The sequence below is a fragment of the Vibrio jasicida 090810c genome (assembly GCF_002887615.1).
Taxonomy (GTDB): Bacteria; Pseudomonadota; Gammaproteobacteria; order Enterobacterales; family Vibrionaceae; genus Vibrio; species Vibrio jasicida.
In genome coordinates, this window is the sequence record NZ_CP025793.1 from 940,841 (window position 1) to 957,481 (window position 16,641).

At 43.1% G+C, this 16,641-nt stretch carries 16 protein-coding genes; 15 read left to right on the plus strand and 1 reads right to left on the minus strand.

The window, feature by feature from the left end; genetic code table 11:
- Positions 1-78 precede the first annotated feature (78 nt).
- The 5 genes from C1S73_RS21875 to C1S73_RS21895 all read left to right on the plus strand — a co-directional run bounded on the left by C1S73_RS21875 (position 79) and on the right by C1S73_RS21895 (position 6,604).
- A complete protein-coding gene (locus C1S73_RS21875; protein WP_095760578.1) occupies positions 79-1,614 on the plus strand; it encodes an NAD(P)H-hydrate dehydratase in 1,536 nt (511 codons plus the stop codon).
- Positions 1,615-2,067: 453 nt separating this feature from the next.
- Positions 2,068-3,111 (plus strand): GMP reductase, encoded by a 1,044-nt coding sequence (locus C1S73_RS21880; RefSeq protein WP_038868098.1) that lies wholly within the window; start codon positions 2,068-2,070, stop codon positions 3,109-3,111.
- 336 nt (positions 3,112-3,447) lie between these two features.
- Positions 3,448-3,885 carry a BspA family leucine-rich repeat surface protein gene (locus C1S73_RS21885; RefSeq protein ID WP_038868096.1) on the plus strand — a complete coding sequence of 146 codons (438 nt, stop codon included), beginning with the start codon at positions 3,448-3,450 and terminating at the stop codon, positions 3,883-3,885.
- Positions 3,886-3,911: 26 nt separating this feature from the next.
- The gene (locus tag C1S73_RS21890; protein WP_038868094.1) at positions 3,912-5,192 is read left to right on the plus strand and encodes a BspA family leucine-rich repeat surface protein; all 1,281 of its coding nucleotides are present in this window, start codon (positions 3,912-3,914) and stop codon (positions 5,190-5,192) included.
- Between the two features lie 362 nt (positions 5,193-5,554).
- Positions 5,555-6,604, plus strand: a complete 1,050-nt coding sequence (locus C1S73_RS21895; protein WP_038868092.1) for an alpha/beta hydrolase — start codon at positions 5,555-5,557, stop codon at positions 6,602-6,604.
- Between the two features lie 185 nt (positions 6,605-6,789).
- Here C1S73_RS21895 and C1S73_RS21900 read toward each other — a convergent pair whose 3' ends face one another.
- Positions 6,790-7,680 carry a LysR family transcriptional regulator gene (locus C1S73_RS21900; RefSeq protein ID WP_038868090.1) on the minus strand — a complete coding sequence of 297 codons (891 nt, stop codon included), beginning with the start codon at positions 7,678-7,680 and terminating at the stop codon, positions 6,790-6,792.
- Between the two features lie 476 nt (positions 7,681-8,156).
- Between C1S73_RS21900 and C1S73_RS21905 the strand changes: the two genes are divergently transcribed.
- From C1S73_RS21905 to C1S73_RS21950, 10 genes are all read left to right on the plus strand, one after another.
- Positions 8,157-8,375 carry a Flp family type IVb pilin gene (locus tag C1S73_RS21905; RefSeq protein WP_038868088.1) on the plus strand — a complete coding sequence of 73 codons (219 nt, stop codon included), beginning with the start codon at positions 8,157-8,159 and terminating at the stop codon, positions 8,373-8,375.
- Between the two features lie 152 nt (positions 8,376-8,527).
- Positions 8,528-8,965, plus strand: a complete 438-nt coding sequence (locus C1S73_RS21910) for a prepilin peptidase (protein ID WP_081634761.1) — start codon at positions 8,528-8,530, stop codon at positions 8,963-8,965.
- Positions 8,966-8,986: 21 nt separating this feature from the next.
- Positions 8,987-9,811 carry a Flp pilus assembly protein CpaB gene (gene cpaB / locus C1S73_RS21915; protein WP_038868087.1) on the plus strand — a complete coding sequence of 275 codons (825 nt, stop codon included), beginning with the start codon at positions 8,987-8,989 and terminating at the stop codon, positions 9,809-9,811.
- Complete coding sequence (locus C1S73_RS21920) at positions 9,811-11,181, plus strand: type II and III secretion system protein family protein (RefSeq protein WP_038868086.1); 1,371 nt, start codon at positions 9,811-9,813, stop codon at positions 11,179-11,181. Before cpaB ends, C1S73_RS21920 begins: the two co-directional genes overlap by 1 nt.
- Positions 11,178-11,654, plus strand: a complete 477-nt coding sequence (locus C1S73_RS21925) for a hypothetical protein (protein ID WP_038868085.1) — start codon at positions 11,178-11,180, stop codon at positions 11,652-11,654. Before C1S73_RS21920 ends, C1S73_RS21925 begins: the two co-directional genes overlap by 4 nt.
- Position 11,655: 1 nt before the next feature.
- Positions 11,656-12,897 carry a CpaE/TadZ family protein gene (locus C1S73_RS21930; protein ID WP_038868084.1) on the plus strand — a complete coding sequence of 414 codons (1,242 nt, stop codon included), beginning with the start codon at positions 11,656-11,658 and terminating at the stop codon, positions 12,895-12,897.
- Entirely contained in the window at positions 12,894-14,165 is a 1,272-nt protein-coding gene (locus C1S73_RS21935; protein WP_038868083.1) for a TadA family conjugal transfer-associated ATPase, read from the plus strand. The genes C1S73_RS21930 and C1S73_RS21935 overlap by 4 nt, the downstream gene beginning before the upstream one ends.
- 1 nt (position 14,166) lies before the next feature.
- The gene (locus C1S73_RS21940; protein ID WP_038868081.1) at positions 14,167-15,069 is read left to right on the plus strand and encodes a type II secretion system F family protein; all 903 of its coding nucleotides are present in this window, start codon (positions 14,167-14,169) and stop codon (positions 15,067-15,069) included.
- Positions 15,066-15,917: a type II secretion system F family protein gene (locus C1S73_RS21945; protein WP_038868079.1), complete on the plus strand. Its 852-nt coding sequence runs from the start codon at positions 15,066-15,068 to the stop codon at positions 15,915-15,917. Before C1S73_RS21940 ends, C1S73_RS21945 begins: the two co-directional genes overlap by 4 nt.
- Positions 15,917-16,639, plus strand: a complete 723-nt coding sequence (locus tag C1S73_RS21950) for a tetratricopeptide repeat protein (RefSeq protein ID WP_038868076.1) — start codon at positions 15,917-15,919, stop codon at positions 16,637-16,639. Before C1S73_RS21945 ends, C1S73_RS21950 begins: the two co-directional genes overlap by 1 nt.
- Positions 16,640-16,641: the final 2 nt, after the last annotated feature.

Consider the following 16,641-nt stretch of genomic DNA (forward strand, 5'->3'; position numbering starts at 1 on the left):
AAGCATGGTAAAAGCCGAGGTTCGCCTCGGCTTTTTTGTATACTTAAATCGTGTTCCCCCAATACGTAGAAGATCAAAATGGACTTTAATCTCGCTCTTAAACTCTACACTGCAGAACAAGTCAGAAAAGGAGAGGTCATCGCAGCTCAAATGGCGGGCGTCTCTATGTATAGCCTAATGCAACGCGCAGGTATGGCAGTATATGAACGATTTCTTCATTTGTACCCCAGAGCAAGAACAGTCTTGGTTGTTTGTGGTAAAGGCAACAACGGGGGCGATGGCTATGTCTTTGCTACATTGGCAAAACAAGCACAGCTCAAAGTGCAAGTATTTCAATTCGAAAATGTTACAGCCTTAAAAGGCGATGCCTTAAGAGCGTTTGAAGACTGGCAGACGGTTGATGGTGAAATCAACAGTTGGGATGATTGGCACACCGCGTTATTGGAAGCCGATGTGATTATAGACGCCATGTTAGGAACGGGGTTAAATGGAGAAGTGAGACACGAATATCGTCGTTATATCGATCACATAAACCAAATCCACTGTCCAGTCATCTCCATCGATATTCCTTCTGGTTTAAGTGCGGACACCGGTGCTGTGCTCGGAGATGCCATACAAGCGGATCATACGGTGACCTTTATTGGTGTGAAGCAAGGCTTATGCACAGGGCAGGCGAGAGACTACGTTGGTGAGCTGCATTTTTCTGGCTTGGGTGTAAACGTTGAGTTTGAGTCGATTGAAGAAGAAAGTGCGTTGGGCATTGACCATCAAACCATCAAAAGGCTACTACCAAAAAGAAAAGCCACAGCCCACAAAGGGAATAATGGCAAGCTCTTATGTATAGGCGGCAATCAAGGGATGTCCGGTGCTATTCGTTTATGTGCCTCCGCCGCGGTAAGAACAGGGGCTGGGTTAACCGCCTCTGTCACACATCCAAGCTCATTGTTGCCACTGCAAGTTGGTGTGCCAGAAGTCATGAGTCAGGCTATTACTTTTGATGAGTTAAAAGAGGCAGATAACGAACTGATTAAACGGACACGTTGGGCGGATGTCTTGGTTTTCGGTCCTGGTTTCGGTGAGGATGAATGGGCGCATCAAGCCTATCAATACTTATCTCAGCAGCACAAACTGAAAGTCGTTGATGCAGACGGACTCAATATTCTTGCGATGCTGAATCAGCGTAATGACGTGGTGGTTTTACGAGATGAGCAACGCGTTATGACGCCACACCCCGGAGAGGCAGCACGTTTACTTAATGTCTCTACAAAGGACATAGAGCAAGACCGTTTTGCCGCCGCAAGACAACTTCATGAACGTTATGGTGGTGTTGTTGTTCTTAAAGGGGCGGGTACGCTTATCTATGATGGTGTGAGAATGTACATTTGTCTTGCCGGAAATCCGGGAATGGCCAGTGGCGGTATGGGGGATGTGTTATCCGGTGTCATTGCCGCACTGCTTGCCAAAGGGTTACCTATTGCTGTTGCTGCACGTTTGGGAGTGATGCTCCATAGTTACGCTGCGGACATTAATGTTCAACAAAAAGGTGAAATTGGGTTATTAGCAAGTGATGTTATTGAATCACTTCGATGCGCTATAAACGTCACAGAGAGCTAGTGCGTGCGTGATACACTCAAAAAAGTGGCAGAAAAGTGATGTGAAACGTGAAAAAAATTAGAAAATTATTCTTGTACGAACCGACTAATAAGTATCGTTTGGTGTAGTTTTGACCGTTTATGAGAGGTTGAACGGTAAAATTCTCGTTGTTTAACGCAAAGGTTTGCGCAAAGGATTAAATGAAGGGTGGTTTTAACTGTTTGATATTGTTAACAAAGTTATGATTTTGGAGAGTGGTGGGGTGTTTTTGATATGCGATTTCCAAGATGGTATCACAAAAAAAATTCAAATATCAGACTTGTAGGAAATAAATCACGACCTATAATGCTGAAAACCGGAGCGTCTGCCAACGCTCCGGTTTTTTTGTGTCCGAAGAACAGTGAACTCGTCTGCCAACGACTTCACTACGCACTCTGAGATGACACATATACATATGAATCAAGGAATTACACAATGCGTATCGAACAAGAACTTAAGTTAGGTTTCAAAGATGTACTGTTTCGCCCGAAACGTTCAACCCTTAAGAGCCGTTCTCAAGTAAATTTAACCCGCGATTTTACATTCAAGCACAGTGGCCGTCAATGGTCTGGTGTACCTGTAATTGCGGCGAACATGGATTCGGTTGGTAGCTTCGCAATGGCGAAAGCGCTAGCAGAGCATGGTGTAATGACTGCTGTTCACAAACACTACACAGTAGAAGACTGGGCTGAGTTTGCGAAAACAGCAGATAAAGCAACACTAAACAACGTTATGGTTTCTACCGGTACGTCTGAAGCAGACTTCCAAAAAACCAAAGACATCATGGCGATCTCTGATGAGTTTATCTTCATCTGTATCGATATCGCGAACGGTTACTCGGAGCACCTAGTCGAGTACGTACAACGTGTACGTGCTGCATTCCCAGACAAAGTTATCTCTGCAGGTAACGTAGTGACTGGCGACATGTGTGAAGAGCTAATCCTAGCGGGCGCAGACATCGTTAAAGTGGGTATCGGCCCAGGTTCAGTATGTACTACTCGTGTTAAAACAGGTGTTGGTTACCCTCAACTTTCTGCAATCATCGAATGTGGTGACGCTGCACACGGCCTTGGCGGCATGATCATTGGTGATGGTGGCTGTTCATGTGCGGGTGACGTTGCAAAAGCATTCGGCGGCGGCGCTGACTTCGTAATGTTAGGCGGTATGCTTGCTGGCCACGAAGAGTCAGGCGGCGAAGTGATCGAGCAAGACGGCAAGCAGTTCATGAAATTCTACGGAATGTCGTCGAAGAGCGCGATGGACAAGCACTCTGGTGGTGTTGCTGGCTACCGTGCCGCTGAAGGTAAAACTGTACTTCTACCATTCCGTGGCAGCGTTCACGGTACTATCCAAGACATCCTAGGCGGTGTTCGCTCAACATGTACCTACGTAGGTGCAGCAAAGCTTAAAGAGCTAACCAAGCGTACTACGTTCATTCGCGTACAAGAGCAAGAAAACAACGTATTCGGTAAAGAATAAGTTTTTGCTTAAATAGAAATAGATAGATTAAGAGCCGCAGTTTGCGGCTCTTTTTTTTGCTCAAGAAAACGAAATACCTAATAAGTGTACTGATACGGTGAATAGTCGTTAATTAAGTAAAGGTTGGAAAATACACTGATGACATTCAGCACAATTATCGGAACGTCTCACAAAGCGCTCTCTTTATAATGAATTCTGTTATTAATGTGAGGTATTTATTGGGCTAGGGAATGCATTTTTACTGATTTAGTCAATTTAAAGCCTCTATTAGTGAAACTGATAAAAGTGCTTTTTATATGATCGAGATTCGTTTTATAAGACACGGATATCTTAATCATGAAGTTACGTTCGATTATTTCCGCCTGCGCGCTACTAAGTTGTAGCCAAACCTTTGCCAGTGAACCAGAAACGGTGACTTGCGAATCAAACAAACCAGGAACCGTGATGGTTCAAGAAGACGAATTGTTTGTGGTCGTCAATGACACGCTAATCCGCAATTCAGACTACTGGCAAAACTTTCTGGATGGCAACATCCTACTCTGCACCAGCCATGTGACGGACATGAGCGACCTGTTCGCTAAAGACCAACACTTCAATCAAGACATCAGCCGCTGGGATACTTCCCGTGTTACCAATATGGATCGCATGTTCTCCGGCGCCAAGCGTTTTAACCAAGACTTAACCTACTGGAAAGTCAAGCGCGTCTCACGCCATATCGACTTCGCCAAAGGCAGTGGCCTGTCTGAAGATAACCTTCCAACCTTTACGCAATAACGTCTATTCAATCCTAGGAAAATACAATGAAAAGAACCATTACCTCACTTCTAGTGGGCGCAACCGCGCTTGCCAGCCAAACCGCTTTTGCTGCTGATATCTCGGTAAAATGCCCAGACCAAGCCGTTAACTCCGTGATGATTGAAAACGGGAAAGTTTATGTCGTGGTGGATAACACTCTAATTAAAAATAAAACGTTATTAGATAACTTAGAACAAGGCTCAATTCGTTTTTGTACCACACAGGTGACGGATATGGCCAGCGTATTTACGGATCGTGAATCGTTTAATGCAGACATCGGTGATTGGGATACATCGAATGTAACGAGTATGTCCGGTATGTTTAGTGGTGCATATGAATTTAACCAGAATATTGGTCACTGGGATACGTCAAAAGTTACCTCAATGTATTACATGTTCGGTAAATTTAACTCTTTCGGTAAGATGAAATTTAACCAAGATATAGGTCACTGGGATACATCGAATGTAACGGGGATGAGTGGCATGTTTAGGGGGGCTTACAAATTCAATCAAGATATAGGTCACTGGGATACATCGAATGTAATTGGGATGAGAGACATGTTTTATAGTGCAAAAGCCTTTAACCAAGATATAGGCTATTGGGACACATCGAATGTATCGCTTATGAGTTCTATGTTCAGCGGAGCCGAAGCTTTCAACCAAGATATAGGCTATTGGAACACATCAAATGTGAAGTATATGGATAACATGTTTTATGATGCGGATGCCTTTAATCAAGATATAGGTCCTTGGGATACGTCTAATGTGACGAAGATGAAATCCATGTTTTCTCACGCAGATGCCTTTAACCAAGATATAGGTGATTGGGATACGTCGAATGTGACGGATATGGGTTTTATGTTTTATAAAGCCCAAGCCTTTAACCAAGATATAGGTGCTTGGGATACGTCGAATGTGACAATGATGAATTCCATGTTTGCTAACGCAGATGCCTTTAACCAAGATATAGGTGCTTGGGATACGTCTAATGTGACGAGGATGTATGGCATGTTTTCTCACGCAGTTGCCTTTAACCAAGATATAGGTGATTGGGGTACGTCGAATGTGACGGATATGGATTTTATGTTTTATAAAGCCCAAGCCTTTAACCAAGATATAGGTCATTGGGACACATCTAATGTGACGCGTATGAAAAGCATGTTTGCTGAGGCTAAGGTATTTAACCAAGACTTATCTAACTGGAACGTGAGCAAGGTAACGAAGCATACTGACTTTGCGAAAGACAGTGCTTTGACTGAAGAACAACTGCCATATTTTGTGGACTAATTATCTATCGGTCTAGCTAAACAAAGGCCAGTGTTGATTGAATCAATGCTGGTTTTTTTGTTTAGAAGTGATGCTGGCGAGAGAATACCGGTTAGTTCAACCCAGGGCGCATAAAGTCGAATAAAAACGGCGACAGGCTATGGTTAGCCAGAATTGTCATGCTTTAAGCTATCTCTCCAGGGATTAAGTCATGCCTTACTTACGGATACTTGTGACAATTTCTATAAATGTATCTTTTTAATTGTTGTTTAATAGCAATAGTGAATTGATTTGAGTGCTATATATCAACACTTATGGTTTTCATAACATACATCTGTTGCAGCGGGGAACGTTGCAAATCTCAGAAATCTATGGAGTAAGATATGAAAACTACTAAATTAATCCCCCTTTCGTTAGTTGCGAGTGCCGTTTTAGTAACAACATCTGTTGCTGCGGAAACCTTCTTAGGTGCTGACTATCACGATGGCAAAAATAAAGTCGCTTTTCTTAGTGAAAATGTTCGTATTGCTGGCAATGTGTTCTTGCCACCCAATTATGACGAGAGCAAAAACTATCCAGCGCTAGTAGTGATTACGCCGGCTAGTGGGGTTAAAGAGCAAACCGCAGGTATTTACGCCGAGAAAATGGCCAAAAAAGGTTATATTACCCTAGCTTTTGACCACCGTACTTACGGTGAAAGCGGTGGTTATCCTCGCGGTATGGAAAATGCGCCCATGAAGGTTGAAGATATTAAGAATGCCATTACATTCTTGAGTCATTTTCCAGGCGTTGACCCTCAGCGCATCGGTGAGTTAGGCATTTGCTCTGGTGCTGGATACAGCTTACAAGTTGCAATGCAGGATACCCGTTTAGACTCTGTTGCGACAGTGAGTGGTTTTGTTGACTTTACTGACTATGGTATGGGTGGTGCAACTCAGTATATGGACCAACTTACGGGTGACCCAGTTGAGCAATATCGTCAGCAGATCCAAATGGCGAGCGAGGCACGTCAAAAGTATTACGAAACAGGTGAGGTCGTCCTTGTTGATGGCATTCCATCAGCAGAAAAGGCCAAATCAATGAATGAGTTTTGGGTTCGCGCTGCTGATTACTATCGTAACCCTGAGCGTGGTGGCGGTGCCGAGAACTATTCGCCAATGCGCGCTGCTATGTCTCTAGATACACGCTACGCTTATAATCCATCAGAAAACATGGCGTTACTTGGCGACACTCCTTTCTTGGCTGTCGTTGGGACTGAAGCGCTATCGGCGTATTTTAGCGAAGTGGCGGTAAAACGTGGTAAAGACGCTGGCATTGACGCTGAGTTGTTTGAGATTAAAGGGGCGCAACATTTCGACCTTTACGATCAAAACAAGTATGTTGATCAAGCCGTCACTAAACTTGATAAGTTCTTCTCAACAACGTTGTTATAGCTTTTGGGGAGGGGGGATAAGCACTGAGTCGTGTCAAACGTACTTCGCTCATCCGTGTGCAATAGCAAGAAAGCAACGTCTTTGGTAAAGAATAAGTTTTTGCCTGAATACTAAATAAACTAAGAGCCGCAGTTTGCGGCTCTTTTTTATTCGAAAGTGAGTTTCGTTAAAAGCTCAACGGAGCGTTATTGTGCCAGGTCTGCAACGAACGTTTGTTGGTTTCTTAAGCTACTTTGCAACTCCCCTTTGATCCACTGATTAAACAAACTAAAGTCAGAATGTAGCGGCCAGAAAAGGGAGGCAATGACTCTTTTGCCAAAAAAATCGGGGTGGTCGTTAATCAGCTTTAGCTTATTTTCTTTTATGTTCCCCTCTATAAGAAACTCCGGCAAAAATGCGATGCCTTTTTGGGCTTTACATAGGTCTAGGATGGTCCCTAAATCATCAAGTCTCCACAAATTATAGGCGGCGATGTTTGATAAATTGAGTAACTCCTCGCACCCATCCATTAAAAGAACGCGTTGTGATGGACTACCACCAATGTGCGTTAAGTCTTCGTGAGCTACCCACCAACAATTGACGTGAAACAATTCATCAATGTTAAAGTCGTTTCCCGTTTTGTGGTACGGGTTTCCTAAGGCAAGATCTATTTTTCCTTCGTTAATGTAATTTCCTAATACAAAACTTGGTTTAGTGACAACCAGAAGATCCACATTAGGAAATGCTTCTGAGAAATCCAACAGTGTTTTTTTTACTTCCTGATTGAATACCAATGGATCTATTCCAACGCGGTAAACAATTTGTTCCGAGATATTCATTTGTTGAGCTGTTGTCATCAATTCGCGGTACTTTGAAACAACAGGGGCTGATAAATGAAATAGGCGTTTCCCTTTTTCATTCAACCAGACTTTAGAATACTGCCTATTAAATAAATTGAAGCCTAAGTCTGATTCAAGATTTTGAACAGCAGTACTAACAGTAGATTGGGATTTACCAAGCTTACGAGCAGCAGAACTAAATGAACCCTCTTCAACTACAGCTACAAACGAAACAATATTTTCGAAATGCAGTTTCATGATTCGACCAACCTTTTAAAAGCAAGCAAATTTTAGTTTTTTGAATTGTAATTTGTATATTTGCAACACAATAGCGTGATGATGCTCGTATTTCAACACGTTTTATAAAGCATAGTTATTTAAGAGTGCAGCTTTCATTCTTGCCATATTACTATCTTGCATAAGGATTCATTACAAAAATCTATCATTTTGATAGAATCAATTATCATGTAGATAGTTTATTACTCTATAAATGATCTACCTCTCATCATTTGCATTGTTTTAATTTAAGTGATTTTTGTTATTCTTCTCCGCTTTACTAAGGTAACCATTTGTAAAATATGGTTTTGTGTGTTTTTTGTTCGGCTTCCTTTGCTTTTTGTTTGGTTGTTTTTTCGATTGCCTATCGATTTTATCAATAAGGGCTATTTTCTGTTGAATGGAAGTATTAATTAATATGGGGCTGCATTTGTAAATTCACTTCATAGGAACAAAACATGATTACTAAATTGTACGTGAAAACAGGCCTGTTTTTGTCGCAATTCAAAAACGATGAGCGTGGTGTAACGGCGATTGAATATGGTCTAATTGGTGTTGCAATGGCAGTGCTAGTTAGCGTAGCGGTAGGTGATAACGGCTTCATTAAGGAGTTGGGTAATGCGTTTGATACGATTGCTGATACGATCAAAACTGCTGGTACTAAACCAACGCCATAATTAAACATATTACCCTTTGGTTTTATGTAGATAATATCGATAGATATTTATGCCAGACCTATGGTTTTCATTGGTCTGGCATCGTTAATTCAGATTATCTAATAAATGTTTTTTGAAAATAAACCAGAAAAGTTAACCTGAGAGTCTTATTTTTGAGTCATGAATGGTATTTGTTAGTATTGGCAATTGCGTGTGTTTATGTTTCATTTGTCGATTTTATTTGCCGAAGAATACATAATTACACCTTGCTCATACTCCTCTTGTTGCAAAGTTTTTTTTCACCGTTAGATATTCAAATAACAACCTTTTTGCTGGTGTTAGGGGTAGGGTTAATACTTTACGCTCTGATTTCGATTGGAGCGGGTGATATTAAGTATGCCGCTGTCTTATCTCTTTCAATCCCTTTACATGATTTGCCGTGGGCCTATATTTCGACGGCTTTTGCTGGTGGTTTTTTAGCTGTTATTTATTTGATAGGTCAAAAGCTAATAAGCAACACGTCGAATAATAAAGAGGGAATCCCATATGGAATAGCAATTAGCGTTGGATTTTACTTAGTAATTTTAACTCAAAATACGCCACACATATAAACCTCCAAAAATAGGCACGTTATGAGATCTCGACTGGTATTACTTGTTGCTATTGTTGCTTTGATAGTTGGCGCGCTAGGCGTTGTCGATTTGTTCAAAAGCGAACCTCAGTCAGCAACTACCGCTGAATTGGCAGATAACAAAGAAGAAGAGCATGTTGCTGTCTGGACGACCACAGAAGCGTATGAAAAAGGGCATGCGATAAGTGCTCAAGGCGTCATAAAACGACAGCTCCCACTTAGCGAGGCATTGACGCTTGGTGTGAGAGAAGACGCTGAAATCAGTTTTTCCCCTTCCGTTTTATTGAATCGAGATTTGAATCCTGGCGAAGTTGTGTTGCCAGAATACCAAGTCGCTTCTGGTCAGCCTGGGTATATCGATCTTCTCGTCACGGAGGGAATGACGTTGTATCCACTCGAAGTGAGCAACAAGAATCTAATCAATGATTATATCCGACCAGGTTCATACATTGATGTCCTTACGGTGAGCTCTCCAAATGATAACTTGGCGGGAAATATTGATAAGCCAAAGCGCTTCAGAGGCGTGAAAGCATCAATGTTCCTCAAGCATATTAAAGTGCTCAACATCGGTGATGGAGAAGGGGAAAACAGTTCTGTTACTGCACGAGCCCCGAGTAAAGAAGATGGTTTAACGACTGTCGTCATTGAAGTTAGACCTGATGACCTAGCCAAACTTGCGTTAGCCCAAAGAACTATGCACATCGAAATATACCGAAGCCAAACCTACAAGCAGCCTGAGTACGCAGAAGTGCGCAATATTATTGATAATTACACTGGTATTGACGAGTTGCGTGGTAACGTCAACAACCCAAGAGAGGCTCTGTAATGACAATACAACCTCAAATGAAGCAATCAGTTTGCCGTTCTATTGTGCTCTTTTTTATGGGCTTACTGTGCGTAACAAATGTTTATGCGGCGAATCGCTCCATTACGCTCAATGATGGACAACATATTCAGCTTAAGACACCAATTGGAAAGGTCTTCATCAGTAATCCTGATATTGCGGATTATAAAATCATCAATGACAACACATTGGTGGTATTCGCTAATGGAATAGGGCAGTCACGATTGATTGTGTACGGGATTGATGATGATGTGCTGCTCTCTGATCGCATTATTGTTGATTTGGACTTAAGCGAAGTCAGGCGCCAGCTTAAATTCCATTTTCCAGATGCTAAGGTCAAGGTTCAGTCTGTTGGTGAGCAAGTTGCCGTCAGTGGTGTTGTTGATTCCGAAGCAACGCGTGATGACATCTATCGATTGGTTGCAACACTACTTGGCCGCGAAAAGACAGAGCGATGGGACAAAACCGAGAAGTTGGAGTTCAGCTCTGAAAGTGCCGACTATGAAGAGCCAGAGGGGATGGTTTTCGCGCGAAATATGACATGGGAAGGGATCGTCGAACGCATTGAAGTCGCGACGACTCAACAAGTGAACGTCAAAATTTCCGTTGCTCAAGTCACCGAATCATTTGGAAAAACAGTAGGCGTTGACTGGAGCTCTGTGGGTTCTAGTGTCGGTGAGTTTGTTTTTGATCAGTTTGACGCCGCAAATTTAAGCACGTTGATTACAGCATTAGGCAATGACCAAATTGCTGAAGTTTTAGCTGAACCTAATTTAACCGTACTCTCCGGCGAATCGGCAAGTTTCCTCGTTGGTGGAGAGGTGCCGGTCATCGTATCGACGGACAGCAATGTCAACATCACTTTTAAAGAGTTCGGCATTAAGTTGGACCTTACCGCGAAGGTACTTAGCCAAGATAAGATCCGAATGCAATTAGCCCCAGAAGTCAGCGAAGTAGAAAGCTATGTAGAGGCGGCTGGTATAAAAGTACCACAGCTGGCTTCGCGTCGAGCGTTAACGACGGTCGAGTTAGCAGACGGAGATAGCTTCATTCTAGGTGGGCTAATGAGCAGCACGGATTTAGAAAAAATGCAGAAGATTCCTTTTGTCGGCGATATCCCTGTACTTGGCGCGGCATTCCGTAAGGCAACGACAGACAGAAAACGCACTGAGTTGATCATCGTGGCGACGGTAAATCTGGTTGAGCCAATGAAACCAAAAGACATTCAACTCCCATATATCAAAAAAACATCAACATTGGCGCGTTGGTTGAATATTGATTCCGAGGGTAATTCCCCAGTGACATCGGATGCAACGATTCGCTTATTGTCTGAAGGAGGTTTCATTCAATGAAGAAACTCGTACTCATTACTTTATTGACTTCATCCCTCTTTGGTTGCGCTTCAGAGCGTTATTTGGGTGGTAACGGTGCTGAAGCTTTGGTGTACAAAGAACACCACAATTTCGAATTTGCGATCAAAAAACAAGCGGAAACCACCAAGCAGATTAAGCAACTGATTCACGATATTGAGTCGATGGATAAAGAGGCAACTTACGTGGTGGATTACAGATCAACGCGTAGCAAGACGATGTTAGAGCAGATATTTAGCCAATATCCGTCACACATTGTCGCGCCGCAAAGAGTGACGTTCCGCTATGCACCTCATTTACCGAATGATCTCAGCATTCAAGTAACGTTAACGCGCATGAAGACTCAGCAATGTACGCCTGCACAAATTCACGTCCAACTAGGTCAACCTGACTGCTTTGTAGAGTCGATGCGTCTAAAACAAGTGTCCTACAAGTCTAGATTGGTGGGAGAATAACATGTTTGATCTGACCAAAGCGTTAAGCACCAAGGCTAAGCCTACTCAGTCCACCGCGACTGGCGTTGCTGGTTGTACTTTGTTTTATCAATCACAAGAGTGTTTGAACCTAGTTCAGGAAGTGTTTCGATTTGAAGGTTGGAATGACCCTGAATGTGTCAAAGCCAATGCTGGATTAACTAAGTTAACGGAACAGCAGAGTAGTCACATTGTTATCCTTGAGCTTAATGAATCCAATAACGTTGTTGAAGACGCCAAATCTTTTGCCAGCAAATTGCCTACGCATAAAGGCGTGGTCGTAATTGGCAAAGAGGATGCTATTTCGACGCTGCGTTCGCTGAAAGATATGGGCTTCTATTATGTTTTTTGGCCAGTGAACAAACAGGAATTTGCTGACTTCTTAAATCATGTTAGCAAGAACCTAAAGACGTTTTCGGGTGTCAGCCAAAAACGCAAAGCAAAACGTGTTGCAGTTGTGGGAGCAAAAGGTGGTGTTGGTGCCTCATTTATCACAACAGAGTTGAGTTCACTACTGTCTACTCAGGGCACGGATACCATCCTTGTTGATCACCAATACACTGATACCAATATTGATGTCTTATTGGGCTTAAAAGACTTTAAACCCCGCGGTATCGATGAGTTTACCGCGCCATTGCATGAAATGGATGAAGAAGGTGCATTGAGCTATCTGTTTAATGCACGAAAAAACCTACGTTTGTTAGCGATTGATGGGGATATGAGTCAGACCGATATCCTTAACTATAACCAAACGCTTTGTGACCTTTTGGCAAGAAATACCAATTTCATTATCGCAGATTTCTCTGGTGGCGTGGATTTCAAAGTTGAACCTCAACTCTTGGTAGAAAACTTCGACGTGGTTGTTTTGGTATTAGACGCATCGGTATCTTCGGTAAGAAGCGCAAAGCGGTTATTTGAAAAAATGTCGAATTTGCAGCTCACACTCGCATCTCGCACTCGTGTTATTACGGTCGTGAACTACCATCGACCAGAAAATGCTTATGTATTGCAGAAGCCTGACTTAACTAAATACTTAGGAGCGGATGTTGACCTAGAAGTGGCTTACTGCAAATCGCTTTCACACATCATCATTGATGGTAAGCGAGGCCATAAACATGATCGCCACGTCAGTCGCTCTATGGAGTTACTGGTAAAGCTGATCAATGGCCAACCTGTTGATCAAAAAGGCATGGGATCGTGGTTAAAGAAGGTGCGTGCTAAATGAGTTCTAACAAAGACTTATATCTCGCTTTTCGTGGCCAAATATTTGAAGCGTTAGATGCTGAAGCGGTTCAGAAAATGAGCCGTCGAGATCTTGAGGCCCAGATACAAGCCGCGGTAGACCTCCTTGCGAACAGCTACCGACGACCGATCACTTCCATGATGAAGTCTGGGTTGGTGAAAAGCTTAATTGATGAGCTTTTTGGCTTAGGGCCTTTGCAACCTTTGGTCGAAGACCAGTCTATCTCCGATATTATGGTGAATGGACCAAACCATATTTTCTTTGAGCGACACGGGAAAGTTCAAAAGTCAGAAGTCACATTTGTAAATGAAGAACAACTCTTAGCCATTGCGAAGCGTATTGCTTCACGTGTTGGTCGCCGTGTTGATGAGCTGTCTCCAACGGTTGATGCCCGACTCGATGACGGTAGCCGTGTCAACATTGTTATCCCACCTATTGCGTTGGATGGGACGTCAATCTCGATACGTAAATTCAGGGAGCAGAACATTGGTTTTGAGGACTTGATTGGCTTTGGAACCATGTCACCAGATATGGCAAGAGTGCTCATGATTGCGTCTCGCTGTCGAATGAATGTGCTAATTTCAGGTGGTACAGGCTCAGGCAAGACCACGCTGCTCAATGCATTGTCTCAATACATTGCAGAAGATGAACGCATCGTCACGATTGAAGACGCTGCGGAACTGCGTTTGCAACAGCCGAACTTGGTCCGATTAGAAACTCGAACCTCCAGCGTGGAACAAACCGGTGCGGTAACGCAACGCGATTTGGTGATCAACGCACTTCGTATGCGCCCAGACCGAATCATATTGGGTGAGTGTCGTGGGTCTGAAGCCTTTGAAATGTTGCAAGCAATGAATACTGGCCATGATGGTTCGATGTCTACGTTGCACGCTAACACACCGAGAGATGCGATTGCTCGTGTTGAATCCATGGTGATGATGGCGAATTTGAACCAACCTCTTGACGCGATTCGAAGAACAATCGTCAGTGCCGTTCAAATGGTCGTTCAAGTTAATAGGTTACGTGATGGCTCCCGTAAAATTACCAGTATCTCTGAAATTGTTGGCCTAGAAGGCGATAGCGTCGTGATGGAAGAGATCTATCGTTTCCGTTACGACGATGCGCATTTCGGGGAAACGGTGAAAGGCGACTTTGTGACCAGTGGCATCATGCAACGATCTGAGCTTGTGAAAAAATCCCAATTCTTCGGCTTATATGACGAGCTGATGGCTGCATTTAAGGGGATATAGCATGCTTTGGATCTCGCTCATCCTCTTTGCGGTTGTACTGCTTTTGATCAGGGATTCGAAGGTCAAAAAGGTTAACCAGTTTTTCAATATTGAAGAAGCTGAAGCGGAAAACTTCAATGCTATCAACGTTAAATCATTGGTACGAAAGCAAAGCTGGCAAAAGTTCAAAGAGTCCATTTCACCAACATTAACTGTATTGGGGCCGAGATCTTCTCTGTACATAGCGCTGTATATCACGGGCAGTCTGATTGCATCTTGGTACGTCGTCGTTAAATTATTGTTGATGACGAATACAGTGTTGATTCTCGGTTTATCTTTGTTGCTTACCATTTTTGGTTATCGCTATCTGGTCGCAAGAAGACGTCGAGATTTTGAAAACACATTCCCGGATGCGCTGAATATTCTGATGAGCGCGGTAACGGCTGGCGACAGTCTAATGCAAGCCATTAGTTACGTCGGCGAGGTGATGGACAACTCAATTGGTCGTGAATTCAAGTTAATGGGTGACCGGTTGAAGTTAGGTGAATCTCCTGAAGTGGTACTTCAACGTTCTTGCAAGAATTACCCGTATCCGGAGTTTCTCTTCTTTACCGTGACGCTTAGAGCAAACATTGCGCGTGGTGGTCAGCTTAAAGGGGTGTTAGCAAGACTAATTCGAGTCTTGGTGGATGCTAGGACGTTAGAGAAAAAGAAAATGGCGATGACCTCTGAAGCGAGGATTTCGGCCAAGATTGTGGCAGCAATCCCATTGATTTTTATGGTTATTCTTAACTATGTAAATCCTGGCAATGTGGATTATGTCTTGTATGACCCTTCTGGCCGAATCGTGCTCTTTTATGTGCTTGGCAGTGAGTTGTTCGGGTTATTCATTGTTTGGCTGTTAGTCAAAGGAGTGCGCGCATGATGTTATTGGTTTCTCTTGTTGTGCTGTTTGTTTCGTTACTCTTTTTAATCGTTGATTCACTACGTACTGAGCAGCGACGCAAGAAAGTGGCATTTTACATCGGGGGAGATGCAGTGCGTGCCCCCTCTCGCGTTAACCGTTTTTTTGTCCGTTTCGGTAAAGAGTATCGACACGAATTAGAACAAAAAATGATTGAAGCTGGGTATTACAATACAGAGTGGGCCAAGTTCTATTTTCCGGCCAAGTTGTTGGCACTTGCTTTGGTTGCTGGTGGGGTTTTACTGTCGGATATGACAACGACCAGTCAGCTTATCGTGGTCATTTTTGCTCTTATTGGCGTGATAGTTGTACCTGATACCTTGCTGCAGCTTCGACGTAAAGTTCTGATTAGTAAGACGTCATCTCAGTTACCGTATTTATTAGACATGATGTCGGTGTGTGTTCAAACCGGTATGACGATAGAAGCGGCTTTGGTGTACTTAGGGAAGGAGTTGGCGGAGTTTGATTCAGACCTTTGCTATCAAATTAAACGCACTTCCGATTCAGCCAAAATACACGGTGTAGAAAAGGCGCTTAATGATCTCAGTGACCGGATACCAACACCAGCAGTTCGAAGCTTTGTCCTGACTATTATTCAAAATTTGCAATACGGAACCTCCGTGGCTCAAGTATTAAGTGATCTCGCAGAGGACATGCGAAAAGTTCAAATTCTTACGGTCGAGGAAAAGGTTGGCAAACTCTCGGCGAAGATGAGTGTGCCTTTGATCTTATTCATTATGTTTCCGATCGTCATTCTGATACTCGCTCCGAGTGTCATGCAAATGTCGATCAATATTGGGGGTAACTAATGGTTGCAAAACGTATTTCTGTCGTTTTGTTCGCGTTAAGCGTATTAGCAGGCTGTCAATCGACACCTTCACAGCAGAGCCAGCAACTAGATGATGTCACTAGCATGGAAAAAGTGAAGAATTACGACGGCTTAATCACGCATTATAAATCCAAGCTGGAGCAAGGTTCGCAAGATCCTGCGGTAAAAGAAAACCTCGCGTGGGCTTACTTCCATAAAGGGGATCTTGAATCAGCTAACTTCTACGTTCAACACCTCAGAAAAGAGGGTATTGAGAATCCTAGTCTGTATCAACTAGAAGGGCAGGTGTTTGATGCAAAAAACGACACTGAAAATGCCATTGCCGCTTATCTATCTTCAGTCAGTGCTGGTAATCAGGCAGGACAAATTCATGTCTTGCTCGGCGTATCCTACACCAAAGCGGGTAAGTATGAAGATGCTTATCAAGAGCTGAATAACGCCCGCTTACGTGGATACGACGATGTCGTGATCAAGAACAATATTGCGATGATACATATGGCAAACGGTGAGTACCAACAAGCAATTGAGACGCTCACTCCCGTGTTAAAAGACAATCCAGCAAATAAAGTGGTCAAAGCGAACCTTGCTATTGCACTTATGAAAGCACAACAAATGGACGCAGCAAAGAAATTGCTTAAAGGTGATTTTTCAGCTCAAGAGATCCACAGTATCGCGATTGAATTGACTCAGGCTAGGAGTTAGTG